This window comes from Fictibacillus sp. BK138, from assembly GCF_004216955.1.
Classification (GTDB): Bacteria; Bacillota; Bacilli; order Bacillales; family Fictibacillaceae; genus Fictibacillus.
This window is the reverse complement of the sequence record NZ_SGXL01000001.1, coordinates 2,826,422-2,853,162: the sequence shown is the minus strand read 5'-3', so window position 1 is coordinate 2,853,162 and position 26,741 is coordinate 2,826,422. Positions and strand designations below refer to the sequence as shown.

At 41.5% G+C, this 26,741-nt stretch carries 26 protein-coding genes and 1 pseudogene; 13 read left to right on the top strand and 14 right to left on the bottom strand.

Annotated elements, in window-relative coordinates:
- Positions 1-229: 229 nt before the first annotated feature.
- From EV282_RS14395 to EV282_RS14375, 6 genes and pseudogenes are all read right to left on the bottom strand, one after another.
- Entirely contained in the window at positions 230-682 is a 453-nt protein-coding gene (locus EV282_RS14395) for a hypothetical protein (protein WP_130296456.1), read from the bottom strand.
- Positions 683-684: 2 nt separating this feature from the next.
- Positions 685-1,074 carry a VOC family protein gene (locus EV282_RS14390; protein WP_130296455.1) on the bottom strand — a complete coding sequence of 130 codons (390 nt, stop codon included), beginning with the start codon at positions 1,072-1,074 and terminating at the stop codon, positions 685-687.
- Positions 1,075-1,087: 13 nt separating this feature from the next.
- Positions 1,088-1,366 carry a hypothetical protein gene (locus tag EV282_RS14385; RefSeq protein WP_242611884.1) on the bottom strand — a complete coding sequence of 93 codons (279 nt, stop codon included), beginning with the start codon at positions 1,364-1,366 and terminating at the stop codon, positions 1,088-1,090.
- Between the two features lie 36 nt (positions 1,367-1,402).
- A pseudogene (locus EV282_RS20695) lies at positions 1,403-1,498 on the bottom strand (phosphotransferase); the annotation flags it as partial.
- Positions 1,495-1,890: a hypothetical protein gene (locus tag EV282_RS14380; protein ID WP_130296453.1), complete on the bottom strand. Its 396-nt coding sequence runs from the start codon at positions 1,888-1,890 to the stop codon at positions 1,495-1,497. The pseudogene EV282_RS20695 and the gene EV282_RS14380, both read right to left, overlap by 4 nt.
- Positions 1,891-1,959: 69 nt before the next feature.
- Positions 1,960-3,252 (bottom strand): serine dehydratase subunit alpha family protein, encoded by a 1,293-nt coding sequence (locus tag EV282_RS14375; RefSeq protein WP_130296452.1) that lies wholly within the window; start codon positions 3,250-3,252, stop codon positions 1,960-1,962.
- 144 nt (positions 3,253-3,396) lie between these two features.
- On the opposite strand from EV282_RS14375, the gene EV282_RS20615 reads away from it, so the two are divergent.
- Both EV282_RS20615 and EV282_RS14370 read left to right on the top strand, forming a co-directional pair.
- A complete protein-coding gene (locus EV282_RS20615; protein WP_278043776.1) occupies positions 3,397-3,528 on the top strand; it encodes a hypothetical protein in 132 nt (43 codons plus the stop codon).
- A gap of 268 nt (positions 3,529-3,796) precedes the next feature.
- On the top strand, positions 3,797-4,033 hold the full coding sequence (locus EV282_RS14370) for a DUF3977 family protein (protein WP_130296451.1): 237 nt from the start codon (positions 3,797-3,799) through the stop codon (positions 4,031-4,033).
- Here EV282_RS14370 and EV282_RS14365 read toward each other — a convergent pair whose 3' ends face one another.
- Positions 4,034-4,489, bottom strand: coding sequence for a hypothetical protein (locus EV282_RS14365; RefSeq protein ID WP_130296450.1), 456 nt, complete (start codon positions 4,487-4,489; stop codon positions 4,034-4,036). It abuts the gene before it with no gap.
- 100 nt (positions 4,490-4,589) lie between these two features.
- Between EV282_RS14365 and EV282_RS14360 the strand changes: the two genes are divergently transcribed.
- Entirely contained in the window at positions 4,590-5,069 is a 480-nt protein-coding gene (locus tag EV282_RS14360) for a GNAT family N-acetyltransferase (protein ID WP_130296449.1), read from the top strand.
- A gap of 39 nt (positions 5,070-5,108) precedes the next feature.
- Here EV282_RS14360 and EV282_RS20650 read toward each other — a convergent pair whose 3' ends face one another.
- The 3 genes from EV282_RS20650 to EV282_RS14340 are packed head-to-tail and all read right to left on the bottom strand — an operon-like array spanning position 5,109 to position 10,037.
- The gene (locus EV282_RS20650; protein WP_347400190.1) at positions 5,109-6,518 is read right to left on the bottom strand and encodes an HAD-IA family hydrolase; all 1,410 of its coding nucleotides are present in this window, start codon (positions 6,516-6,518) and stop codon (positions 5,109-5,111) included.
- Positions 6,518-8,245: an ABC transporter ATP-binding protein gene (locus EV282_RS14345; protein WP_130296448.1), complete on the bottom strand. Its 1,728-nt coding sequence runs from the start codon at positions 8,243-8,245 to the stop codon at positions 6,518-6,520. Before EV282_RS14345 ends, EV282_RS20650 begins: the two co-directional genes overlap by 1 nt.
- Before the next feature lie 13 nt (positions 8,246-8,258).
- Positions 8,259-10,037, bottom strand: a complete 1,779-nt coding sequence (locus EV282_RS14340) for an ABC transporter ATP-binding protein (protein ID WP_130296447.1) — start codon at positions 10,035-10,037, stop codon at positions 8,259-8,261.
- Between the two features lie 183 nt (positions 10,038-10,220).
- Here EV282_RS14340 and EV282_RS14335 point away from each other — a divergent pair, with 183 nt between their 5' ends.
- The 7 genes from EV282_RS14335 to EV282_RS14305 all read left to right on the top strand — a co-directional run bounded on the left by EV282_RS14335 (position 10,221) and on the right by EV282_RS14305 (position 18,140).
- On the top strand, positions 10,221-11,099 hold the full coding sequence (locus EV282_RS14335; protein ID WP_242611883.1) for an SMP-30/gluconolactonase/LRE family protein: 879 nt from the start codon (positions 10,221-10,223) through the stop codon (positions 11,097-11,099).
- Positions 11,100-12,116: 1,017 nt separating this feature from the next.
- On the top strand, positions 12,117-15,236 hold the full coding sequence (locus EV282_RS14330; protein WP_130296445.1) for a GNAT family N-acetyltransferase: 3,120 nt from the start codon (positions 12,117-12,119) through the stop codon (positions 15,234-15,236).
- Positions 15,237-15,257: 21 nt separating this feature from the next.
- On the top strand, positions 15,258-16,115 hold the full coding sequence (locus tag EV282_RS14325) for an amidohydrolase family protein (RefSeq protein WP_130296444.1): 858 nt from the start codon (positions 15,258-15,260) through the stop codon (positions 16,113-16,115).
- Between the two features lie 98 nt (positions 16,116-16,213).
- A complete protein-coding gene (locus EV282_RS14320) occupies positions 16,214-16,771 on the top strand; it encodes a GNAT family N-acetyltransferase (protein ID WP_130296443.1) in 558 nt (185 codons plus the stop codon).
- A 183-nt stretch (positions 16,772-16,954) separates the two neighbouring features.
- Complete coding sequence (locus EV282_RS14315; RefSeq protein ID WP_130296442.1) at positions 16,955-17,377, top strand: cytidine deaminase; 423 nt, start codon at positions 16,955-16,957, stop codon at positions 17,375-17,377.
- A gap of 24 nt (positions 17,378-17,401) precedes the next feature.
- Positions 17,402-17,584, top strand: coding sequence for a hypothetical protein (locus EV282_RS14310; RefSeq protein WP_226536725.1), 183 nt, complete (start codon positions 17,402-17,404; stop codon positions 17,582-17,584).
- On the top strand, positions 17,577-18,140 hold the full coding sequence (locus EV282_RS14305) for a chloramphenicol phosphotransferase CPT family protein (protein WP_130296440.1): 564 nt from the start codon (positions 17,577-17,579) through the stop codon (positions 18,138-18,140). The genes EV282_RS14310 and EV282_RS14305 overlap by 8 nt, the downstream gene beginning before the upstream one ends.
- Before the next feature lie 254 nt (positions 18,141-18,394).
- On the opposite strand, the gene EV282_RS14300 is transcribed toward EV282_RS14305, so the two are convergent.
- Together EV282_RS14300 and fdhF are read right to left on the bottom strand one after the other, a co-directional pair.
- Positions 18,395-18,874: a DUF1641 domain-containing protein gene (locus EV282_RS14300; RefSeq protein WP_130296439.1), complete on the bottom strand. Its 480-nt coding sequence runs from the start codon at positions 18,872-18,874 to the stop codon at positions 18,395-18,397.
- 15 nt (positions 18,875-18,889) lie between these two features.
- The gene (gene fdhF, locus EV282_RS14295; protein WP_130297008.1) at positions 18,890-21,817 is read right to left on the bottom strand and encodes a formate dehydrogenase subunit alpha; all 2,928 of its coding nucleotides are present in this window, start codon (positions 21,815-21,817) and stop codon (positions 18,890-18,892) included.
- 331 nt (positions 21,818-22,148) lie between these two features.
- On the opposite strand from fdhF, the gene EV282_RS14290 reads away from it, so the two are divergent.
- Both EV282_RS14290 and fdhD read left to right on the top strand, forming a co-directional pair.
- On the top strand, positions 22,149-22,493 hold the full coding sequence (locus EV282_RS14290) for a DUF2294 domain-containing protein (RefSeq protein ID WP_077363750.1): 345 nt from the start codon (positions 22,149-22,151) through the stop codon (positions 22,491-22,493).
- 10 nt (positions 22,494-22,503) lie between these two features.
- Complete coding sequence (gene fdhD / locus EV282_RS14285; RefSeq protein WP_130296438.1) at positions 22,504-23,298, top strand: formate dehydrogenase accessory sulfurtransferase FdhD; 795 nt, start codon at positions 22,504-22,506, stop codon at positions 23,296-23,298.
- A gap of 59 nt (positions 23,299-23,357) precedes the next feature.
- Here the strand turns inward: fdhD and EV282_RS14280 are convergent, their stop codons facing one another.
- Both EV282_RS14280 and EV282_RS14275 read right to left on the bottom strand, forming a co-directional pair.
- Complete coding sequence (locus EV282_RS14280) at positions 23,358-23,726, bottom strand: VOC family protein (RefSeq protein ID WP_130296437.1); 369 nt, start codon at positions 23,724-23,726, stop codon at positions 23,358-23,360.
- Positions 23,727-23,833: 107 nt separating this feature from the next.
- Entirely contained in the window at positions 23,834-25,495 is a 1,662-nt protein-coding gene (locus EV282_RS14275; protein ID WP_130296436.1) for a serine hydrolase domain-containing protein, read from the bottom strand.
- A gap of 214 nt (positions 25,496-25,709) precedes the next feature.
- On the opposite strand from EV282_RS14275, the gene mraY reads away from it, so the two are divergent.
- Positions 25,710-26,660 (top strand): phospho-N-acetylmuramoyl-pentapeptide-transferase, encoded by a 951-nt coding sequence (mraY, locus tag EV282_RS14270; RefSeq protein WP_130296435.1) that lies wholly within the window; start codon positions 25,710-25,712, stop codon positions 26,658-26,660.
- Positions 26,661-26,741: the final 81 nt, after the last annotated feature.

The following is a 26,741-nucleotide window of genomic DNA, read 5'->3' as shown; positions in this document are numbered from 1 at the left end:
GCGAAAAGAACACAAAATACCGAACCGTACAAAAAAACGTGTGAACCGAACAAAAATCAGTCCTGACCGAACAAAAAAGTGGCGCAACCGCACATTTTTTCTACTTAACCGGACAAAAATAGCGGAACTTATAAAAAGTGTCCGCCTCAAAAAAACACCGAAAAGTGAAAAAGGGTACATTAAAAGATTTCTCCTTTCATGTAACCCAACAAAGTTTAATCATATTAAATTAATGAGAACCACGATACCTCTTAGCACTTCTTGGCTCACTTTCCGGTTCTGGCTCTATCTTTCTTCTTCTTTTAAGCAGGGTATAACTGTAGCAAAAAGCTACGGAACAGGCGATGCTATAGCCGAATACGGCAAAAAGGTTGGATTCTGCGAAATCCATCCAATAAAAGAGTGTGAAACGATAAAGAATGATGAATAATGCCGTTAATAGAATATATAAAATTAAGCGGATTCTAAGTCTAATCCAGAATTTCGTTGCAAGTCCTTCCACGATAAAAGCAGTCGGCAATGTACAGAACAGGAAAAAAGGTAGTGTAGTGATCACACCGAAAAACAGGCTGAAAAGTACACCTTGCCATTCAACTTCTAACAAGTTCCCGCCGCCTGGTAGTGCAAAAAACACGAGAGCACCAAAAAGGACAGATATGACTGATGCAATAATAAATCTCATGACTATCTCCTTACTATAAGTTCGAGTTTCTCTTTCTTATTGTTTTCATCTTTGTACTCAAACAAACCTAGCTGATTACCCCAAGGGTCCGAAAAAGTAGCCCATTTCACTGGAACCTCTTCACGTTCCTGAATTTCGAATTCCTCAACTTTTAAAATTTCCATCAAACGTTTTTTCTCAGCAGCAAGATCTTCGACTCCCAATCGAATCGGACCGCTGCCTTCTGTTGGAATGCCTTCAGCAACTTGCAGCCAGCAGTTCGGAATCAGTTCCCATTCAGCAAACCCTTCATGCGGAACAAAATCTGGCTCTTTGTTAAGCAGCGTCTCATAAAATCGCTGGCCTTCTATTATATCAGAAACACGAACTTGAACCGTCATTTCGTAGATCATTAAAATTCCCCCTTTATTTGAGTGCATTATTTTCTATGTGATGTTTAACAAGCATGACTAGTCTTTCTTTTTCCTGGTCGGGAAGGTTTTCACTTAATCTAGCTGCTGTTACTGGAAGCATCCATTCTTTGAGAGAATCAAGCGAGAAATGAAAGGACCTTCTATAGCTTCTTAAGTATTTATGAGCTAATAGATTTCTTACATACAATACCGCATTAAGTTTAAAAGGTTTCATTCCTGAATGCATTCCACCGTATTTCAAAATAACCAGAGTACGCGCCAAATCTGCCAATCTGTTTCCTTCGCTTGCATCTGCCCAATCAATAATTACGGGTCCACGATCACAAAGAAGTATGTTATCCGGATGGAAATCTCCATGGCATAAAGATTTCCCTGTTGAAAGTTTCGAGAGATGTTCAGCTATGAAACATTTTTCCGCTTTACGAGTGTTATTTTTTGCTGCATTATATCTACTTGCTGAGGTAGTCCGAAGATTTCTTTATCGTGCATGAGCACTTGTAAGTTAGCCATCTGATTTATCAGATGAATTGCAGTCCAAGGTTGTTTTGATAATTTCTGTGTTAGAGGAGATCCGTTTATTCTTTCGTATAAAAGAGCAGTTTGCCCATTATGAATCACTTTCTTAAGAACGGCCGGTACAGGGAGCCCGGAATGCATCACAGCTTTACTTTTTAAATACTCATTATCGATTGAAGAGTGCGAAACCCGATCAAAGAACTGTTTAGCAACTGTTCTGTCATCCATAAAAATTATTTTTGCAGTACTTCCTTCACCAATTGTTTGTTCAAGTCCCAACAAGAACACATCCCCATTCACAAATCTCTATGTGGATAATTTTAACACAATTAGAAAAGCTAACCCATTTTATGAGTTAGCTTTTAACACGGATTTTTTATTCACCATCATATCCAAAAGAACTTTGTCTGTTGTGCCTGAAGTTTCGTTCCCGAGACGACAAAAGTTTTCGATCGTTTGTTCAACGTCTTCTTCAATAAAGCCGTTCGTGGAAGGAATGCATAGGCCTTGTGAGGCGAGAATGGCTGATTGCACTGCAGCGCTCGAACAGGTGGCGACCTTCATTGCGCAGCCTGCTTTTGCACCATCACACACCATTCCGCTTACATTTCCTAGCGTGTTCTGAATAGCGGCTTTAATTTTATTCAAGTCATCACTTAAAAGATAAGTAATCGCAGCAGATGCGCTGGCACCTGCAACGGTTACCCCGCATAATGCCGATAGACGGCCGAACTTTGACTTCATATAGATGGAGAGCAGATGGCTTAAGGTTACAGCTCTCAGCATTTTTTCTTCAATTGCCCCGATTTTTTCAGCAGCCGCAACAACCGGCATCGTGACGGCAATCCCTTGATTTCCACTTCCGGAGTTCGCCATTACCGGCATGGTGGATCCGGCCATCCGGGCATCTGAACCAGCAGCCGATAGCGCCATGCTGTAAGTCGCAAGATCGTCTGTAAGAATTCCGGATTTGGTTTGATCATAGAGAGTCTTACCAACTTTTAAACCATAATCATTTGAAAGCCCTTCTTCACAAATCGCCCGGTTCAGCTCAACGCTTCTTTTAACGAGTTCCAATCTGTTAAGTGGTACTTCAGTTACAAAAGTATAAAGGTCATCTACCGAAAGCTCGGGGAACTTTTCTTGTTTTTGCGGTGTGGATTTGGTCGTATCGGATTGATTCAGCAGGACATCATCATTAACTGAGATGTAACTCACATTCGTGTGGTCACCAGAAATGACTACCTTAATCTTTTTCGAAAGGGACTCTATATGAACCTCAATATACAATTTTTCAGGTGTATCTGCTGTCTCCACTCTCACCTTACCTTCACGAACGAGTTGAATTGCAGCCTGTTCATCTTTTTCTGTAACTCCCTCTAAAACTCTAAGCTGTTTAGAAGCGTCTCCAGCGATGACACCAAGAGCTGCTGTAAAATCGATGCCGGTAAAGCTCATGCCAGGAATGCCTACTGACAATGCATTTTTAATCACATTTCCGCTCGCTGAAACAGAGATCGAAGTGACATTCTCATCCGTATATTTTTTTGCCGTAGCAGCAGCAAGTGCAATGGCAACAGGTTCGGTACATCCTAAAGCTATCACCAGCTCTTTTTCAAGCAAGTTATAAATCTGCTCCATATTTCATTCAGCTCCATCCAGATGTTTTCTCTACCTCTAACAATAAGGGTTAGAGCTAGGAAAAGGGAAGAGGTAATTATGACCTAATTTAAGGAAATCCATGTGGGTATTTATGTTAAAATTAACTTAGACAGGAGTGTGGTTATGGATTTCTTTATCATTATCATCTTACTAGTATTTATGTTTGATATGGCTAAATTCAGGAAACAAAATCAAACCATTATTGAACAAAACGAAAAAGTGATTTCGCTATTAAAAGAAATCAAAAACAAATAAATCGTGGGGGGGGGGGCTAAGTCTCATGGATAATCAAGTCGTTGTCTTCATATTAACGATGATCGGCAGCATTCTTGTATTTTTTTAACTAGGTGCTCTTGTGGGCGGTGAAGATAGGGAATTTGCACATGCTTTTTTCTTTATGGTCCAATTTTCTTTTACAACAGCCTTGCTTTTCAAAATGTACGATAAGATTAAAAAACTAGAAGAGAAGCAGTTTGAAAAGAAAAGAAAAACGGTCTGAGCCCGGAAAAAGGAGATTCGTAATTTGAAATTTATTGAATTCGGATTCGGAAACAGATGGTTTGTAAGGATGGAAACAGAATTAAACAATGGTACGGAATTCGAAGAAAAAGGGATCGTATTGCCTATCAGACTGCATTCGCTTTATTTGAGAATATGGATTTGGAAAACAGTTGTGATCTTAGACTCCAAAGAAGGATATAAAAGAACAAATAAGAACCGCAGCGATTTTAAACTTTTAATCGGAATGCGCAGTCTCTGATCAATCTACCGCATACATATTGAAAAACTGATAATGCCCATCTCCATTGATCTTCAAGACCAGATTGTCCCCTAAAGGTTGTAAGAGCTTGTTCTCTTTAAATTCAAGTGATAACTCACTTGGAAATTCATCAAACGATACAGTGAATGCACCGATTTGCTGTTGTTTTCTATCTTGGTCAAAAGCCGTACTTAATGTGAAGGAAAGCTGTTGGGGAAGTTGATTTTTTGTAGATATACGCTTAAGTTTAAGCTGGTTCACCATATTTTTTGTAATGAGGAACTCTGCTTCCCAATAGTCATTCTCACCTTTAAATAAGACAGTACCATCTTTTATTGAACGTGGTGTGTCTGTCGTTTCTGCCTTCTTTATCTGTGAATCTTGTCCCTTTACAAACGTTGATGCAAAAGCAAATCCAAATAATAAAAAAGCTGCAATAAGGAGTTTCTTCTTCAATTTTAGATGCCTCCTGTATTCGGATTGAATATTAAAAGGTATTCTTCACAGCAGATAAAATTCCTTGAGTTTATGATTTAGAAAGGGAGCAGTGGATACAATGACAACTAGTATTATAGTGAGGCGGTTTGACGATGCTGATTTACAGACAATCAACCAGTACACATTACCAGACGAGCAAGCGATCTATACATCCGTTCCTTCACTTATTGTAGAGACTTTTCAGAGTGATCAATGGAATCAGCCGTTTGTGATTTGTTCAGAAGGTCATGTAGTGGGTTGGTTTGCTCTATACACAGACTCATCAGGAAATATCTACACGAATAATAAAAAAGCCATCCTTTTAAAATCGTTATCGATTGATTCCCGTCATCAAAAGAAAGAGTATGCACTTGAGGCTTTGAGAGCATTGCCGAATGTAGTGAAAGAACAATACAAAGACAAAGACGAGATCATTCTAACGGTTCATGATACAAATATGGCTGCGATCAACTTATACAAAAAAGCAGGTTTTATTTATAAAGATGAGGATCATGATGGAGAGTATGGAATCGAATTGATTTTTCATCACAGGTTATGAAAAAAAGTGACGGGATCAACCTCGTCACTTTTTTGTGTGTTATTTCATACTTCTTCTTCTATATAAATCGATTGATTTGTAGCCTTTCCCTAAGATGTCTTCCATCTCCAGTAAACGTTTTTCTTGTGTTTCTTTACGTTTAGCAGAATATACGTAACGAGCCCAGTCCTTTTGATAGCCAAACGTTAAAGCATTATAAGCACTTAATAATTCTGCGTTCTTCTCTAAATATGTTTTAATATCATCCACATGAACGATATAGTCATCCACACATTGACTCTTCTTAGAACTGGAGGCTGCCTTCTTTTTCTCGGATCTCAAACCGACAACTGTAAACACGTCATTTAAACTGACCATCCTCGAAAACTTGAGATTGCTTTCTGCCACATAGCCATCCTCACCAACTTTTATGTAGGGAAAGATCTGATCACGTTCAATGTACTCTTTATATTGTGGATTGTTCTTTTTGGGATAAGCAAAAAAGAGATAACCTTTTTCGCTGAGCAGCTGTTTCTCGATTACGTTGTTAAGCTCATTTGAAAATTCCTCTAAGTTAAATACAAAGGCAAAGATGAGGTCGTATTTTTCTTGTTGAATGGCAGCATCATAATCAAATTCTTTAAATTCGTCGATATCTTCAGGCAGGTTAAGAATCAGTCTGTTTGTATATTTTGTGAGATTTAATTTATCTACGATGGATTTAGTAGAGTTCATGGATAGATCCTCCCAAATAGTATTGTTATAGTCATTCAGCAACAAATCTCTTATATCCTTCACATCTGACACAACAGCATAAGGAGAATGACCAGTTGCTGGAACAGCACCTCGTGAATTGATCCAGATCGCACTCATTCCAGCATCCATTGCTCCTGCTACATCATGTATCCAAGAGTCCCCGATGAACATTGTATCCTCTGGGTTTACTTCAAAATAGGTAAGGGGTGCATGATAGAATTCACGATCTGGCTTCCTGAATCCTAATTCTTCTGCACTAAAAATAGTTTTGTCAGGAAACACTTCGGATAATCCCATATGATAGATTTTTTGACGTGGATCGTAAAGGGCGTTCGTCACAATGCCAAGTTCATAATGATTTCTTAAATCCTCAAGAAGCGAGATAAGAGATGGATCTTTGTTTATGCAAGAAAGACCTTTTTGTAAAAAAAGGTTTTCAATTTCAGTCAGTGCCTCATCGTCTGGATTTATATCAAAATGAGAAAAAGCATGCTGCCACCTGGCTCTTCGAAATTCATCAGGTGTGAATTCACGATTTTTAAGCTTATCGATCATGTGGGATGGAACACGCAGCTTTTTCTCAAGGAATAGAGCTGCGTCAATGTTTTTCGTTAAAGGATGTTCTTCGATGGTCTGAATCAATCCTTGTTTAAACCAGTCCGAATGCAGAAGGGTATCATCTAAATCAAACAATAGCAGTTTATACTTCTTCATTATGCACCAACTTCTAACGTTTTTTCTGCATAAACCAAACTTTTATAAACTGTATTTTCTTGCATTAACTTATCGTGAGTTCCTTGCTCAACGATTGAGCCGTTATCCATTACATAGATGATATCTGCGTTCTGAACGGTAGAAAGTCTATGGGCGATCACGATCGTCGTTTTTCCTTCTCTAACAAGGTCGAAATTGCATTGAACCTGCCGTTCTGTTTCAAGGTCTAGCGCTGACGTTGCTTCATCTAAGATTAAGACTTCGGGATTTGCGATGATTGCCCTTGCGAGAGCCAAACGTTGCCGTTGTCCGCCTGAGAGAGTGATGCCTCTTTCTCCGATCTCTGTATCATATCCTTCAGAAAGACTCTCGATGTATGCATGAATTTGAGATATTTCACACGCTTCAATCATTTTCGCATGAGAAATATCTCTTCCTAATAACAGGTTATTCCTTACGGTGTCAGGGAACAAATACGGTTCTTGTGTAACAAAACCGGTTTGCTTCGTCCAGTCGGCGTATATCAAGTCATGAATGGAATGGCTGTTTATGAAAACATTGCCTTCTGTTGGTTTGAAGAAACGCATAAGAAGCTGAGCGATTGTTGATTTTCCGCCGCCGCTCGTTCCGACAAAAGCAACCTTCTTACCGGCAGGGATCGTAAACGTAAGATCATGAAGCACGTTCTTGTCAGACTCCTCGTTGTAAGAAAACGAAACTTTATCAAATTGAATAGATTCGATCTTTTCAATAAACGGTATAGAACCATCTTTTTCGGTCGGAGACTCGATCACGGAACGAAGTCTATCAACGTTCGCATAAATGTTAGAGAGGTCCATCGAAAAGGCAAACAAACGATGCAGGGCATCCATCAGCTGGCCGGTAAATTGGTAGACGATGATGAACATACCAATTGAGAGATTTCCTTGGATGACGCTATATCCGCCGTATCCTATCACGATCAATGAGGCTCCCCATTTTAAAGGTTCACTTGCGAGAAGCTGTTTGTTGTTGATCTTAGCTTGTTTCATAACGGCATTGAAATACCGTTTGAAATGGCGGTTATAGATCGAAGTTTCCCAATCAGTCCGGTTATACGCTATGACCTCACGTGTAGATGAGATACCTTCTTCGATATGGATTAAGAGATCCGTTTTCCGGTCCTGAGCTTCTTTTCCAGCTGTACGTATCAAAGGTGAGAAATGTCTTCCCATCACGATATATAGAGCACTAAATACCAAAATAGATGCTAAAAGAATAGGAGAAGAGATGAAGATAATGACCGAAAGTACAGCGATTGTGACAAAGAGTTGAATAAGTCTCGGGATGTAACCGCCTATCATGCCGGCAACTTGTGACACATCATTTGATAAATAATGAACATACTTCGTCACACGTTCATTATGAAAAGTCTTAACCGGAATACGCTGCATATAGTTCATAAAGTCTTGGGTCAAAGCTGCAATGACTTTTGCCTGAATCCGGTGAAAAGTATGAGGTGCGAGCGTAAAAAGAAGAGCATACGCTATGAAAGCACCAGCGAACATGAGTAAGATCGGAACGAGTCTATCGTATTGTCCGTTTATAAAAACATCATCGATGATGAACTTCTGCAAGCCAAAGGTCGCGATAATCGCCATCGATTCTAGACATAATAAAAGTACTGAGAACAGGAAGAACCACTTAATCTTTTTTATATAATGAAGAAGCCATTTTATATTATCCATCTAACCCCTCCAATTAAACGATCTCTTTTTCGACAACAGGCAGATGTGCTGTATCCTCGCCTGCAGACAAGTGATAAAAGATTCCTTTTCGTGCCATCAATTCTTCATACGTTCCTATTTCAGCAGCCCGACCTTGATCGACAACAATGATCTGATCGTAATCTTGTATCGTTGAGAGTCGGTGAGCTACAGTAAGAGTGGTTTTTCCACTTAAGAGGGTATCCAATGCGCGCTGAACTTCCACTTCGCTTACGTTGTCTAGTGCAGACGTGGCTTCATCGAGCAGGATGATCTTCGGGTCTTTCAAGAACATACGGGCAAGTGAAATCCGCTGCTTTTGTCCGCCAGATAGCTTGATACCACGCTCACCGATCAAAGTGTCATATCCATTCTCGAGTTTCAGTATAAAATCATGCGCATAAGCCGCTTTGGCAGCTTCTTCAATTTGGTCGTCTGTTGCATCAGGGTCACCGAAACGAATATTTTCTCTGATGGTTGATCCGAAAAGATAGGTTTCCTGAAAGACATAGCCGAATGAATCACGAATTTGAGAAAGCTTTAAATCTTTTAAAGAAATACCATCTAGTAAAATATCACCTTTAGTAGGATCATAAAATCTGCCTAACAGTTTTAAAAGGGTAGATTTTCCGTTTCCGCTCGTGCCGACAAAAGCGATCCTCTCACCTGGTTTAACCGTTAAGTTAAAGCCTTTTATGATATCTTCAGAAGCAGGATAGCGGAAGTGAACATTCTTAAACTCTATTTTTCCTTTCACAGCAGAAAGCAGGACGGGTTGCTCCGGATCCGTAATCTCAGGTTTGATTTTTATCAATTGATAGATTTTATCGACTTGATACATGAGTACCCGCTGTTCCGTCATGGAGGTAATGACCGCTGTCAAACGGTGCATAGCGGTAAAATAGTAGAGCAGGAAAGCTGAAAATTCACCAACTGTAAGATTATTTGAGCGAACTAAGATAGAACCATAGATTAAGATTGCGATAGCGCCTGCATAATAGGAAAGCCGCCGGACGGTTCCGCGGATATACGCATAGAGATAGGCTTTTATCATGCTTTGATTATAAGTATGTAACTTATCGTTAAGCCGTCCGTTCTCCCATTTTTCAGAAGAATACGCACGCACTTCGAGCAATGAGCTGATGGTTTCATAGATTTTCTTGTTTAAGGCAATCCGGTTCGTACTTAACTCCTTGCTAAGAAGTGAAGCTTTTCGTTCAAAACGAGGACCGACTACATAATAAAGAAGAAATGCAGGAATGATGATCAATGCCAGTTTGACATTCATCGTAAACAGAATAAAAATAGCTAAAATTGAAAAGATGGCTTCTTGAATCATATAAGGAATGAATTGGCGGTATAAATTTTGAACGGCCGTTACTTCTGTGTTCATTAAGGAAAGGGTTTCTCCGATCGGAGTCTTTTCGAAATAAGAAAACCCTAATTTTCTAAGGTGTTGGAAAATACTGAAGTGTATATCTCTCGATGCTTTTTCTTGTACGATGCGCTGAAGATTGTTTCGGACCGTGCTGAGGTAGATCATGATAGCGAGTAATCCGACAGTTCCGCCCAGAAGTTTGAAGAACATTTGTGTATTCTTTTCTGGAACGATGACATCAATAAAATATTGAATGAATTTTGGGATTAAGAGTTCGATTCCCGTGATTAAAATACTGCTGACAACCATGAGAGTGAAGAGCCATTTATAAGGTTTTAAGAACGATAGTGTCCAAAGATAGACCTTAAATAAATGAGAGGCTTTGAGCGTTTCCATAAATCAGCTCCTAACATATTTTGTTATTTTTAAAATGAGCGGAAGTTTTATTTTACAACATGTTTGACAGCGTTTCCATAACTATTTTCTGATTTAGAAATGATATAATCATAATCATATTTATAGCGAATATAGGGAATGAAGTGGATAGGCGTAACGAACTGCAAACAGGAGGGTTTAGTAGTGAAAGATGAAGCAGAATTAGTATTGCCAGCGAAAGCCGATTTAGGCGAAGGGCCATGCTGGGACTCGCAAAAAGGCGTATTGTACTGGGTGAATATTTTAGGTAAAACCGTGAATGTATACGATCCGGAGGCGAATGAAAATAGAGAGATTGATGTGGATCAGCTAGTAGGGACCGTGGTTCCTCGGAAGTCTGGCGGAATTACTGTTGCTATGGAAAAAGGTTTTTATTTCTTGGACCTAGACACCGAACAGTTAACTGAGATTGTTGATCCCGAAAGTCAGCTGCCAGAGAACCGATTTAATGATGGGAAGTGTGATCCGTACGGTCGGTTCTGGGCAGGGACACTGAGCTTGAGCGAAGAGCAAGGAAAGGGATCGCTTTACTGTTTATATCAGGATTTTAGTGTGGAAAAGAAAGTAGGAAACCTTACGATATCCAATGGTCTCGCTTGGTCGCCAGATCATAAATTCATGTACTTAATCGATACACCTACAAAGAAAGTAACGCGATTTGATTATGATGGGGAAACCGGAGCAATAGAAAATCCGGTTGCTGTCATCGAGTTTAAAGAAGGACACGGATATCCCGATGGAATGACGATTGATGATGAGGGAATGCTTTGGATTGCGCATTGGGCTGGAGCACAAGTCTCACGCTGGAATCCTGAGACTGGCGAACAATTAAGTTCGATATCAGTTCCAGCTTTGAATGTAACATCATGCACGTTTGGTGGTGCTGATTTGAAGACACTCTATATCACGACTGCAAGAAAAAATATGACGAAAGAGGAGCTGGAGAAATATCCGCTCACAGGAGGTCTCTTTAAAATAGAGACAGATGTAAAAGGAAGCCCCGCGTATTCATTTGGCGGTTAAAAACTAAATTATTTTATAAGGAGTCAATAAGGTGACCGGCGGCAGATACTTTTGCTGTTTAACCTTGTTGGCTTTTTAACTTTCTAAAAGCCTTTAGTATGGTCTATGAGCCGAAACATAAGGTCTATGAACTTAACTAGATCCTCAATGAGTCATATTTAGGAATCTATGAGTCAAAATAAAAGCTCTATGAACCAAACGGATTTCTATAAGCCAAAAGGAGTGCCCTATGAGTCAAACCGAACTGTCTATGAACCGTTATAGAAAGGAAAATCAATTCACTCCATTTTTTAGATAATAGCAAATAATTTAAAAATTTCTGAAAAATTTATTTACTTTTTTACCCATGTGAATTACAATATCTAAGGTAAGGAAAATATTTCAAATGAAGGAGGCGTTGGACATGATTCAATTTAATTTTGAAGCAATGAAAACAATTAAATGTAACGTCCAATACACAACCTTCTTTATGGAATCCGTTTAATTTTAATTACGTGAATCGGAGCCCCGGGATGTGTATGCATTCTGGGGCCTTTTTGTGCATTTTTTTAGTGCACACAAAAGGTCATCAGCATTCTGATGGCCTTTTTTATTTTGGCTGTTTTCTATAGTGTTGTCTATTATGGAATTTTTGAGATTGACTCCATAGGTAAGTTGATTAGAGTGGAGGGTGCGAGACTCCTGCGGGATTAGTGTGCCAACTACCTGAGTCTACTTCTTGCAAGGCATGCGACGAGGAATACACTTCGTCAGGATTTACTTTTAGACGCAGGAGCACACCAACTCCTTCCGAATATGAGACTCCTAACGGCGCAAAGCGCAGAGGAGGCTCACCGCACACCCCGCGGAAAGCGAGCATCCTGTAACGGAAATCAACTACTTTCAAGAGCAGCAGAGAAACGAAAACAGCCTTAACTAACAAAAAGGAGTGCTGACGATGATACAGTTCAGAAAATCGCGTGATAAAAGGTGGAATCGCTAGAACACTAGATTAAAAAACGACTGGAGGCAACAAGGATGGAAGTAATAAAACAATCAGTAATCGATCAAATTACAATCGTAGAATATGATCCGAGCTATGCAGGAAGAGTCGCTGAAATGTGGAACAACAGTCGTGACGGCTGGGGCGGTGGCAACACGATCAGAACAGAAGAACAAGTCTTAAAACAAGAAGCGAACTCAACAAACTTACATCTATATTTGGCTCTTGATGGCGATAAGGTCGTCGGTTATTGCAGCCTTGGGGAGTACCGTGAAGATGAAGGAGCGCTTTATATTCCGCTTTTAAACGTAAGTGGAGATTACCATGGAAAAAAGATCGGGAAGAAGCTTGTCTTAAAAGCGCTTGAGAGAGCGATTGAAATGAAGTGGCCGCGTCTCGACCTTTACACATGGCCAGGTAATACAAAAGCTGTTCCGCTTTATAAAAAATGCGGATTCTTTTGGGAAGATCGTGATGATACAACACACCTCATGAACTTCATGCCGTCGGTTATGCAGACCGAGGCAATCGCAGATTTTTTCAATAAAGTGAACTGGTATGAAAGCAGCACCCGTAAGATTGAAGTAGTACCTGATGGAAATAAGGAAAATGACTTCCATTATTATGAGTACTCCTGGGAAACGAAGAACCAAGAGAAATTAAGAATGGAGTTTGAACGTTTTGGCAGGGGACTCCGTTTAATCGAAACGGACGACTATCTGATCTCTGCTGCAGTTGAGGACTTCAATCTTGTATTTGGTTCAGAATATAAAATCCAATATCGTGTTATCAATAAGTCGGGTAAACCATTAACGGTAGCGATCGAAGGGATGAACGACAAAAATATCGAGTTTCTGGTCTCTAAGGAAACAACAGTAAAAGGTGAAGACATCATTGAAGTGCCTTTTACAGTAAATCCGATCGATGAAGAACAGAGCGTTTGGCGGACACATCCAACTGTATCCGCCATGCTGACAATCAACGGGAAAAAAGCATTATTTAAAGTCGGAATCAGACCTAAGTTCCCATTAAATTTGAGCTGCAAACTTTCTGATGCATTGACGTTTACAGGAAATTCATCAACTTTTTATATGGATCTAGAAAACAATTTTAATGAAGACGCTGTGTTTTCCTTTGAGCTTCCTGAGTCAGAATTAATCAATATGGAAAACCGCAAATTCTCTATTACGTTAGCACCGAAAACAAAACAATCTGTACCTGTGAATTTTACATTGATGAACCATGGATTCTATTCAGCTGACCTTGAGATTACAGCTGCGAAAAAGGATTGCAGCTCTGTTGTTTTCTCCAAAAAAATAGGAACTGCCTTCAAAGGAATCGGTACGAAATTTGCTGGTGAATGTGATGATTATTATCACGTGTACAACAGTCAATATCATTTAATTCATGAGAAGTTCAACAACTGGATCAAGCCTGGTAAAGGAAGTAAAGACTATAAACTGGCATTGATGTGTCCGAAGCTCGGCAAACCATTCTCAGAGGAACTGTCACGTATTCGTCCTCTGCGGGTGGAGCCGATTTTGGAAGATGGATACGCTGGGATGAAAGCTGTTTATCGTTCAAATGCTTTTCCAGGTCTTGAGCTTGCTTCCATTGTGAAATTGTACAGTGAAGGTTTGGTTGAGCAGCATTACGAGGTCACGAATACAGAAGACACGGAAACAACGGAAGAAGTTTGGCTGAACAATCCGATTTTTAGCCGTCTTTTAGAGCGAGCGGTAATACCGTATGAGGGAGAAATCGTGGAACTTAACGATTCGATGGGATCTTTTCTGGATTATTGGAAAAGCCAGAACCTTTCTGAAAACTGGATCTTCTTAAGAGGACAGAACAATCCTCGAGGGATCGCATGGTCAAAAGATGAAAGCATTCATTTTTCATCATGGTTTATGTATCTTGAACATAACTTAGGAAAATTGACTCCACATCAAACGGTACAGACAAAACCGGTTGTGTTTTCAATCGGTGCGTTCCATGACTGGCAGTCTTTCCGCGAGTACGCGGTGCAAAAGAGCAACATGCCTGCTGCGAGCCTTACGAACCATATGACTTTTTCCGTAAATGATGGGAACCCGTTTGTGAGCGGGACTGAAGTAAAGGCATCGGTTAAAGATTATAAATCAGCGTTCTTTAACGGCATGATTGAAATGAAGAGGGATGATGAAATTCTGCAAAGCCACTTGTTCGCTTCAGATGAGGAAATGACGAGTGCATCGTTTAATATTCCGCTAGCTGCTGATGAAGCGGTTCATGTACTAACATCCAAAATGAGTTTGGATTCAGTCGATATTACGCGTCAAACTGCGGCTTTTGTCACGAAGGAAACACCGGTTCTTTTCGAGAAAAGCATGAAGAGTGATTTAGAAGTTTTGTCTGCAGAAAATGGTGAAATGAAGATTTCAGCTTCTGGCCAATTTGCACCGAGTTTGTTTTCTCTAACGTATAAAGGTCAGGAATGGATGGACTCACCATTTCCTAAGCCTGCTCCAAAATCGTGGTGGAATCCATGGTTTGGAGGAATCGCTGGTCTTGTTGAAGGCACGAGTCTGAACTCTCTTTTGAAAGAGGAAAGTACCGTGGCGTTTGCTGAGAAAGAGGACAGCAAAGGAAACCTGTGGAAGGGCTTGAAGATATCCACAAGATACGAAAAGCATGAAACTTTTAGGGGGCTTGAGATCCATAAGTATTTCTTAATGCTGCCGGGGGTTCCCGTTCTTGGCCACACTACAGAAATTGTTCAAACGATGGGAAGTTATCTGCAGGGCAAGAATTTCTATACCGGATGCTTCTTAAATCCAGGACCAGAACTTACAAAGAACTGGGCGAGTTTCCAGAGTGAATCAGGTGAATGGGCGATGGTTTATGGGGGAAAAGGAGAACAGGAGATGACCGTTGACCGAAGCGTTGTATTCGGCAGTGATGATCATGAGAATCTGCTTCAGATTGTAGCTAATAAAAACGCCACATTTGTGGATTCTTATATCAACAAAGAAGTGATTGAGCTAGGGTATGCTGAGAAACTTCACTTAGCACATGGCTCTAATCATTTTACAGCGCCTGTGTTCTATCTGTTCAACAACAAGGTAGTTCCAGACACCGCTTTAGAAGATTTAAAGAAGATCCGTTTTTGCTAACATCGACAAAGGAGAGAATCCATGAAAATCATCGACGCACACATGCATTATTCAAACATTGAAAGCTTCAAACACACGGCAATCAACCTGTCCAAACTGGACTATTCCTATGACGGAATTATAAAAGAGTATGAAGAAGCGAACGTAGTGCTTGGAATTGCGATGGGATTGACTGAGAAAGAAGTTGAGGGGTTTCCGGACCCCTTGACGGCTACACCGATGGGAATCGATCTAGAAGAGAGAATTCCTGAAAATGTTGTGTACTGTGCAGGCATCAATCCGCATCATTTAGGTGAAAAGGAACTAGCAGATCTTGAAGAAACGGTGCAAAAGCCGGAAGTAGTCGGATTGAAAATCTACTTAGGCTATTATCCATTCTATGCGTATGATGAAGTTTACCAGCCGGTGTATAAGCTTGCTGCGAAATTCAATCTGCCGGTTGTTTTTCACACGGGGGACACGTATTCAGAGCGTGGATTGCTGAAGTATTCACATCCGTTAACACTGGATGAAGTAGCGGTGATGCACCGCGATGTAAATTTTATGATGGCTCATTTCGGTGATCCTTGGACACTGGACGGAGCAGAGGTTGTTTACAAGAATCGCAACATGTATGCGGACCTTTCCGGACTGGTCGTCGGAACGAGAGAAGATATTAATAGATACAAAGATTCACCGCGGTTCTTTAACCACCTGAAGCATGCACTGACTTTTACAGATAACTATGAAAAGTTTTTGTTCGGAACAGACTGGCCGCTCGTGCCAATCCAGCCGTACATCGATTTTGTAAAAGAGATCATACCAGAAGAGCATCATGAGGATGTCTTTTACAATACGGCGGTAAAAATTTTTCCAAAGATCAGACCGTTTTTAAAATAAAAGATTGAGAGTGAGAGGGGTGATGCCTTTGGTACACGTAACTGGATTTTATCAAAAGAAGTTTAATAGAATACAAACGGAAAGAAGGGATCACCCCCATGATTACAGGGAAAAAAGTAGAGTTGCGACCGGTATCATTAGAAGATCATAAGCGATCGTACCATTGGCGCAATGACGAAGAAACGGCACGATTTGATGCGGGTTCGGGTCTATATCGGTATAGTCATGTACCGCTCGAACAACTAGAAGCAAGCTATGAGAAAGATATTAGGAACATCGATAAACGGGAAGTAGGAGAATTCTCGATTTATACACTTGGAGAAGATGCCAGGCATATTGGTTCGATCGGGTATCGGAATCTTGATATTGTTTCAAGACGGTGCGTAGTCGGTCTTGGGATTGGAGAAAAAGAGCTGTGGGGCAAGGGCTATGGAACAGATGCCCTTAAAGCTTTAATCAACTATCTGTTTAAGACGATGAATTTAAGAAGAATTCAACTGGATACGTGGAGCGGAAACACGCGTGCAGTCCGTTCCTATGAAAAATGCGGTTTTGTGGTCGAAGGACGTCTGAGAGAAGATACTTTTATCGATGGAAAGTACTATGACACCATCGTGATGGGGTTATTAAGAGAAGAATTTCAATATGAATCTTAATCTCCCATCATTTTTTCGTCTGATCGCATAATTTTAGCGGCTCATCACATAAATTCTGCGGTCAATCACATAAAAAAGTCGCAATATCACATAAAAATTAAGGGTCATCACATAATTTAACAAAATGTGGGAAATGAAGGTGGGCGTTATAGCTCACCTCTTCCTATGAACAGGAGAGATAAAATGCTGAGAGTAATAGATTTGGAAGAAAGAGATCACGAGCTCATTCGTGCAGCTGAACAAGTCATCGAAAAAAATTACATATACGGTAAGCATCACATTGGAGCGGCAGTCCGCACAAAATCAGGTAGAATTCATGCGGGTGTTCACTTAGAGGCAAACGTAGGCAGAATTGCCGTTTGCGGTGAAGCGATAGCGCTAGGGAAATCCATATCTGAAGGCGATCATGATATCGAAACGATTGTAGCTGTTGCACATCCTCACCCGCACGAGGATATAGAAAAATGCTGGGTCGTCGCACCATGTGGAATGTGCCGTGAATTGATCAGTGACTATGGACAGGATACGATGGTGATTTTGCCGTATCAAGGGCAGATTGTAAAATGTAATGTGAAGGAGCTTCTGCCGGAAAAATATAATAGCTGAGACTAAATGAAAGCGGGTAATGATGTGGACTTCTTACTTTTAATATTGATTTTTACAGCATTGTTTGCCATTTACGATGCGATCAGAAAAGTTAACAACAATATATTAAATCAGACAGAGGAAATAAAAAAATTAAACGAGCATTTAAAAACCAGCAATAAAGTGATCAAAATAGAAGGATTCAAATGGGGTAAACGAGATGAATAAAGGAAAGATCATCCTATTAAACGGGGTATCCAGCTCCGGGAAATCTACCTTAGCAAAAGAATTGTTGAAGAGGCTGCCGGATTATTTTCACTTCAGTATTGATGATTTTGACACCATTATTGAGAAGATGGAGGATCGGAACAGCGGTCATTTAATTCGTGTTCCAACCGAACATTTTTTTCATCGCAACATGGCGATGTTCTCTGATCAAGGCGTTAATCTCGTCGTTGATCAAATTTTACATAACAAAGATACCACGAAGGATTGCTATGAAATTTTGCATGATTATCCTGTATTTTTTGTTGGTGTTCATTGCGCAATTAATGAACTAGAAAAAAGAGAGAAAGAAAGAGGCGACCGGCCGGTTGGACAGGCAACATCACAGCTGAACTATGTGCATCAGCAGGGCGAAGTTTATGATATCGAAGTGGATACGTGTGAAGGAATTGAAAAGGCCGTTATAGCCATAGTTGAAAAAATTTCAGAGATTACGGATTCTAAAGCTTGGAAAACAACTATTGATTATTATAAGGATGCAGATAATACTCGTACTTAAGATGTTTAATCTTGAAGAGAGTGAAATAAAGGTGGGTTGAAGAGCAGTAATTTTTGTCGCAGTGTGTCGACTCGTGGTTATTTTTAAAATAACGTGGGATTAATTCGATTAACGTTAGAATAAATTCATTTAACGTGGGATTTTATCTACTTAACGTGGGATTCCCTGAACTGATACCTATAGAGGTATCGATCGAAATAATGAATAAATAATATAAAATAAAAGGTGACGCCAATTATAAGCGTCACCTTACCTTATTTCTTCAATTCCTGCCCCATGCCTTTTAAAAAGTGAAGACCGAAGCCGATCGCACGGTTAATATCCGGGTCTTTCAAAGACTTAACTAGATCGAAAGCTCCGATCTTTTGCTCACTTTCCACAAACATTTCGCCTTGCTTCAAACCAGAAACGACGCTGTCGAGGAGTTTCGCAGTTGCTTCGGGATCCATCTTTGTAAGGACGCCAGCCGCACCCATCAAGTTGTTAATCATGTTCGTGACCGGTTCGCGGGAAACCTGCCCGAGTGCAATGCTGGCGATTTTGTCTTTTGCTTCAAGCATGGCGTTTGCCGCTTCCAACGCGCCAATCTTATCGAGCTCTCCAATAAAATCGAGCGCCTTTGTTAAGGCTGCATCTTTTTCCGCTAATGCTCTTTGAAGTTCGGCGAGTTTTTCCTGCTGGATCTGTTCTTCTGTTTTTACATTTTTCTTAACAGCTGTAATCGGTTGTGCCATATTGAATCAGCCCTCCTACACTTCATCCGTCAGATGGACATAGCCAGGACGGTTCCATTTTCTTTCTACTTCCACGCCGTTTTGCGGATAACGTTTCTTGTTTCTTGGGTTGTTGCCAGGCAGCTTCACTTCGCCTTCACGGCTGATGATCTCCATTCTTACTTTAGTCTGCTTGTAGGCAGGCGTACGTGTTCGATGGTCAACGGCTGGGCCGGTAAGGAAGTTGATGGCCGAGTCCTTATCCACCGAGTTCATCGGCAGGTACAGCTCGTTGTTTTTAACACGATCGGTAACAAGTGCATTCAGTTTCACGGCTCCAAAAGGAGAAATAAGCCGGACGACTGAACCATCAATCAAACCGCGTTCCTCGGCAAGACTCGGAGACACTTCAACAAAAACATCTGGAACTTTGTGCTGAATTCCTTGCGATTTGTTCGTCAGGTTACCTTCATGGAAGTGCTCCAGCATACGTCCGTTGTTGATATGCAGATCGAACTCTTCAGGGAACTCGGCTGGCAGCATCCAGTCAGAAAGTGCAAAGCGCGCCTTTTTATCCGGGAAGTTAAAGCCTTCTGTGTAAAGAAGCGGTGTGCTCTTGCCGCTGAAATCTCCCCAAAGGAAACTGCCCCAGCCCTCAAGAACGTCATAGCTCGCTTCACCAAACAACGGTGCTAATGACGCCATCTCTGCAAAAATTTCGCTCGGGTGTGAGTAGTTCCAGTCAGCTCCCATACGAATGGCGATCGCCTGGATGATCTCCCAGTCCGGTCGTGAACCTCCTGTTGTCGGAAGCGCTTGATACAATCGCTGAACACGGCGTTCCGTATTCGTGAACGTTCCTTCTTTTTCTAAAGAAGGTGCCGCTGGTAAAATCACGTCCGCATATTGAGCGGTCTTCGTTAGGAAAATATCTTGAACGACGAAGAAATCAAGTTGAGATAACATGTCATGAACGTGGTTCGAGTTGGAATCCACTAACGCCATGTCTTCACCGATCAAGTACATCGCTTTGATCTCGCCTTTTCCAATGCCTTCAACCATCTGGATGTTGTCTTTTCCTGGTTTAGCGTCGATCGAAACGCCATACGCTTTTTCAAATTTCGCGCGGGCAACATCATCGGTAATGTGTTGGTAACCTGGCAGCCATGCAGGAAGGGTACCCATGTCACACGCACCTTGAACGTTGTTGTGTCCGCGAAGCGGGTAAGCTCCAGCACCAGGACGTCGATAGTTTCCAGTTGCTAAAAGGAGGTTCGAAATGGCAGCTGATGTATCACTTCCACCTGTGTTCTGCGTAACACCCATGCCCCAAAGGACACATGTGCCATCGGCGTCACGGATCATTTTCGCCACATTGATTAAAGTCTCTTGTGTCAATCCAGTGATCTCTTCTGCATATTCAAGAGTGTATTTCTCTAATACTTCCTTAAACTCATCAAGGAAATGAACGTTTTCATCAATAAACTTCTGATCATGCCAGCCTTGATCGATGATATACTTCGTAACGGCCATCAGCCATACCTGGTCGGTTCCTTGTTTCGGACTAATAAAGATGTCCGATCGCTCAGCAAGTTCATGTTTACGAAGGTCGGCGACGATCAGTTTTTGACCGTGAAGCTTGTGTGCGCGTTTTACGCGAGTCGCAAGTACAGGATGACCTTCTGTCGGATTCGCACCAACAACGATAACGAGCCCAGCTTCAGCGATATCTTGGATCGTACCGGCGTCGCCACCCATGCCGACTGTTCGGAAAAGACCGTCTGTTGCAGGGGACTGGCAATAACGCGAGCAGTTATCCACGTTGTTCGTACCGAAAACTTGGCGGGCAAGTTTCTGCATCAAATAGTTTTCTTCATTCGTAATTTTAGATGAAGAGACGAACCCTAGAGCGTTGCTTCCGTAATCTTGTTTGATCTGACTCATCTTGCTTGCGATCAAGGATAGTGCTTCATCCCAAGTTGATTCTACAAACTCCCCGCCTTTACGGATAAGAGGAGTAGTCAGGCGTTCCTCAGAGTTCACGAAATCCCAGCCGAATTTTCCCTTTACACATGTAGAGATTGCGTTTACTGGACCCTCACTCGGTTCCACTTTTAAAATCTTTCTGCCTTTCGTCCACACTTCGAACGAACAGCCGACACCACAGAACGTACAAACGGTTTTTGTCTTTTTCGTACGCGTCTCCCGCATGGCGGCTTCCACTTCAGATACGGCAAAAATACCGCTGTAGCCAGGCTCTACTTCTTTTACAAGCTCGACCATAGGCTCAAGAAGATCTTCTTTCAATCCAGTCATAAAACCAGCTTCACCGAGCATCGATTTTTCCATGAGCGCGTTGCACGGACAAACCGTTACACACTGTCCGCAGCTGACACATGAAGATTCGTCGATACTAGAACCCGCATCCCAAATAACACGAGGACGTTCACGCTCCCAATCGATCGAAAGTGTCTCGTTCACCTGAAGGTTCTGACATACTTCAACGCACTGTCCGCACGTGATGCACTGGTTCGCGTCATAACGGTAGAAGGGGTGAGACATATCGATATCCACGGTTTCTTCTTTTGGCGAGTAGGGAATAGACTGATGTTCGATTTCCATCAGTTCTGCCGTGTTGTGAAGTTTGCAATTCCCGTTGTTGTTATCACAGACTGTGCAATAGAGAAGGTGATTTTCAAGTAGTCGGTCCATCGCCTGATTTTGTGCATCCTTCGCTCGAGAAGAAGAACGCTCAATGCTCATGCCGTCCAGTGCCATCGTCGAGCAAGAACGCATCAGTTTGCCATCTACCTCAACGATACATGTGTCACACGTCTCGATCGGATCCACTTGCGGCGTGTAGCAAATTTGTGGATGAGGCAGTTCATTTTTGTTGATGATATCTAGGATGGACGTTCCGGTTGGTGCTTCGTACGCCTTCCCGTCGATCTTGATCTGAATCATTTTTTCCATTTGTGACCTTCCTTTCAAATATGAAAGTACAAAAAAATCCACCACGAAAGCACAGATTCTATGGAGCGCAGAAAATGTGTATCATGGTGGAATAGTTTAATAGCAGGGCTTACTATTGAGCCAATCCAACATATTATGTAATTCGGTAAGAGGGAAGAAGAACAAAACATTATTCCTGCATCCAACTTTTCTCCTCTTATTATAGCGTTTTCATAGAAAAAGAACAATGAATCTTCAAAGCTCGCTAAATTTTTTCACGTGCGAAAAGTAAGTACATCATGTATGATTAGTAAAAAATGGAGAAACAGTGGTGATGGTACAAATGTCTAAAAAGGTACACGACTTCAATGATATTATCCGAAAGCTGCGAAAGAATCTATTAGGAAAAGGGCCGGAAAAAATACATACAGTCTTTGTTGAAAACATGGCGATCTCAACCATGTATGGCAACTTGACTCCGACTGAGAAGTTTATCGCGAGAACGTCTGAAGGTAAAGAGATGGTGCATGCGGCCAGAACTCGCCTCATCCAGGATATTTATGCAACAGCTCCACCAGAAGGATTAGAAGATGTGACAGGTGCAAAGTTTGTATATCTGTTCTCAGATTTTAAAGTAGATGAAGACATGGCCGTATCTGTATTTGTTTTCGATAAACCCATCGCTTAAGGGGGCGCTCATGAAACCAGTTGTAACAAAACGCGAAGTTCTTCAATTTAAAAAGGGTAAAGCGTTTCAAGTGGAAGACACTATCGTAACCGAACTCCCAGTCACGATCAAAATCAACGGGGAAGAATTCGTGACGATGGTCTGCAGTCCGGAGTACATAGAAGACATGGTTGTTGGCTATCTCGCCTCAGAAGGCATTATACGAAACTATAAAGATATTAAAAACATCTGGGTGCAAGAGGATGGAAGCTATGTTCATGTGACGACGGAAAAGCTGAACCCGGTTTATCAAAACCTGCAGAATAAAAGATACATAACCTCGTGCTGCGGGATGAGCAGACAAGGGTTTGTCTTTGCGAACGATGCGCTTACGGCAAAATCTATGAATGACATCCGGGTAAGGGTGACCCCTGAGGACTGTTTCCGTTTGATGGAAGAGATGCAGGGAACCGCTGGCATTTTTAAAGAGACAGGCGGAGTGCATAACGCAGCACTGTGTGATATGAACGGAATCGTGCTGAGCCGGATGGATATCGGGCGACACAATGCACTTGATAAAATCTATGGATACTGCTTAAAGAATGATATTTTTATAGGGGACAAGATCCTCGTATTCAGCGGCAGGATTTCATCAGAGATCTTGTTGAAGGTAGCGAAGATCGGATGCGAGATCGTGCTGTCCAAGTCAGCGCCGACGGAATTTGCCCTGCAGTCAGCGGAAGAGCTCGGAATTACGACGGTCGGGTTCATCCGTGGAGACTCGATGAACGTGTATACGAGGCCGGAGAGGATTATAACGGAATGAAACTGATTAGAGTAAAGAGAATTGAGCAGTCCACCGTTATGGTGTGACTGCTTTTTGAATTAATTGTGTACTTGGAGTTTGTTTCCGCTAGGATCAAAGAAGTGAAAATAGCTGTGCCCGCTGTCTTCTTGCATCTCATCCACTTTTACATTTTGATCTATTAAATATGTATGAAGCTCATTAATATTTGAAGTTGTAAATCCTATAGAAAATTCAGCTTGCCCGTTTATGGTGAAATGCCCCCTGGAATCCGGATCTCCTTGTACTAAAATCAGTAATGGACCGGAATTCAGCTCTATAACAGCAAGTTTTCCATCACTGTGCCTTAATTGAAATCCTAAACATTCTGTGTACCAAGTAATGGACTCTTGAAGGTCCAGGACAGGTATCCTAAAGTAATGCATCTCATGAATTAAAGATTTAGTCATTGTTGTTCCTCCTAATAATTTCTTTTTGCATATTTCGGTAATAATTGTCATATTCCTTCAAAAAAATAAGCAGTCCTGCTACAAAGAGCAGGACTGCTTCATGCTTATTACCAGCTGCGCTGTTCCCACTGGCTATTGGTTAGTTCCAATCTCTCTTTATTTCCTTCCGAATCAGTAGCATACACATCATCGACATACCAGCCTCTGCCGTTTACAGAGCCATCCGTCTGATAGAGGAAGCGAACGAATTGTGTTCCATCAGGAAGGTCCACTTTTTCGTGCGACCATTTTTCATCCTTACCTGTATAAACGTCAGGTAAGTTCGTCCACGTTTCACCGTCTTCAGAAACTTGAAGTAATCCTTTGTCACTGCCGTTTTCGATGCTGAACCAGTTTTGGAAGTGAAGTGTATTCTGACCCTCTTCAAGTTTAAAAGTTAAATGCTTTGCAAGTTTGTCGCCGTATCCCGCAAACCAAGCTTTATCCTTTTGTCCCATAGCCACGGAAATCGAATCACCAGCGTATTGTGCAACCTGGCGTCTGATCGGATTCATCGAAACGGTAGCACGTGAGGGATGTACACGATTCGTCAACGTTAAAACGATCATCTGATTTTTCGGCGATACGACCATAGATGTACCTGTATATCCCGTATGACCGAGAGTCTCTTCATTTGCTAAAGAATCCATGTACCAGCCTTGATTCAGCTCCCAGCCGAGTCCGTGTGAGTTGCTAGGGAACTGAGGAAGCTGGTTTTCAGTTAATAAGCGAACGGTTTCTGGCTTTAGAATTTGAGTCGAACCATACTTTCCTTTTTGTAAGATCATGTGGCCAAAAACTGCGAGGTCTTTCGCGGTTGAGAAAACTCCAGCATGTCCGGCTACACCGTCAAGACTCCATGCGTTTTCGTCATGAACACTGCCCCAAACCATACCGCGGCCGATGTTCGGCTGATACTCGGTAGCAGCCACGCGGTCACGAAGCTCAGCAGGTGGATTGTACATCGTATCTTTCATCCCGAGCGGCTCAGTGATGTTTTCTTTTACAAACTCATCAAGCCTTTGACCAGACAGTCTTTCAACTAAAACACCAAGTGTGATTAGGTTCAGGTCACTGTATGTATAAGTAGTGCCGGGCTGATTTTTCAGCTGGTATCTTAAAGCGATCTGCAGTCTGTCTTCACGATTCGTTCCCATGTTGTAAAGCGGGATCCACGCTCTGAAACCAGAGGTATGCGTCATGATCTGCCGAATCGTTACGGATTCTTTGCCGTTCTCGTTAAACTCTGGAATGTACTTCCCGACGGGGTCATCCAGCTCAAATTTTCCTTGTTCGTAAAGCTGCATAGCAGCAGTTGTAGTAAAAAGCTTGGAGATGGACGCGATGTCAAAGATCGTATCCTTTTTCATCTCTACAGGGTTTTCCATTTCAGTAAACTGATCATCGGTATAGCGAGCAGAATAACCATAAGCATCATGCTTTGCGATACTGCCGCTGCGTGCAACGAGAACTACCGCACCAGGCATTGTCCGTTTCTCCATCTCACTCTCGATTAAAGAATCGATTTTTTGAAGCGGCTCTTTTTTGAGTGAAGCGCTTTCAGGTGTTCCCGGGTGAAGGACAGCAGAAGGCTGAACAGGCCGGTTCCAATCTCCTGGTTTTATTTGATTGTTGATTGAAGAATCTTCGGCAAAAATGGCAGGGGTCATACTGGATAAAAGCATGGCTGTACTTAGCATGGTACAAACTAATACGCGTTTTCCTTTCATATGTACATCTCCTTATTCTGAAAATTCTTACACTTTATTACAGTATCAATCCAGAAAAGGGCTGTCCATCACTCAGAAGACCCATAGCACAAGGACCTATAGAATTGTCAGAATTGTTTGGGGTCTGTCCCGGGACAGACCCTTTTTTATTTTGAAGGAACATTTTGCCTTTTATCGAATTCTATATAAATGGCAAACTTGAAAGGAGATTATCGTGCTTCTACAGCTAACCCCTGCATTTATTACGTTTTTATTAACGGTTCTTATAGCACCTGTATTGATATTCACTTTAAAGAAATTAAAATTAACACAGCCAATTAGAGTAGAACTCCCAGCAGATCATCAAGAGAAGAAAGGAACACCCCTCATGGCGGGGAGTGTGTTCTTCGTAGGAATCATAGTCGCTTTGTTTTATTACACAAGTCCCAGCATGCTCTTTTTGGTAGGTACATTTATATTATTTAGTTTTATCGGTTTTCTTGATGACTTTTGGAAAGCATCAAAACAAGATCCTGGCGGCGTGTCGGGGAGAACAAAGCTTATCTTTCAATTTGGATTTACGATATTGCTCTTATACATTGGCATCGATCTTTTCAACATTGATACGAGCATCAGGGTGACGGAATCCTTCCACATCGTATTGCCGTACATTCCGTATCTTGTGATTATCACGCTATTTATCGTAGGTACCGCCAACGCGATCAATTTTACTGACGGCATGGACGGGCTTCTGGGCATGGTAGCGATCCCGACATACTTCTTTTTCTTTGTGATCACGGAGAATATGGAAGTGAAGGTCTTTTGTTTAGTTATGATCGCGACCATTCTTGGTTTCTTGATCTATAATCTATATCCGGCAAAAGCGTTTATGGGGGATACAGGTTCGTTAGCATTAGGAGGGACGTTATCATTTCTCGCAATCATTGAAAACGTAGAAATTCTGATCCCGATCCTGTTTATCATCTATCTTGCCGAACAGCTATCTGTCATCATTCAAGTCGCTTATTTTAAACGAACGAAGAAGAAACTGTTCAGCTTTACGCCATTACATTACCATTACGGCATAAAACATGGCTGGTCTGAAAATATGATCGTCACCGTATTTGCCATGGTTTCATGGGCTGCGTGCGGAATATGTCTTTTCTACTTTGAAGTGTTTATGTAGTTTGATAGATGTTAAGGTTCATACCCCTTCTTTTTCCAAACAGAAGGGGTTTTCTGTATAATTGGAAATGGTTAGAAAAGG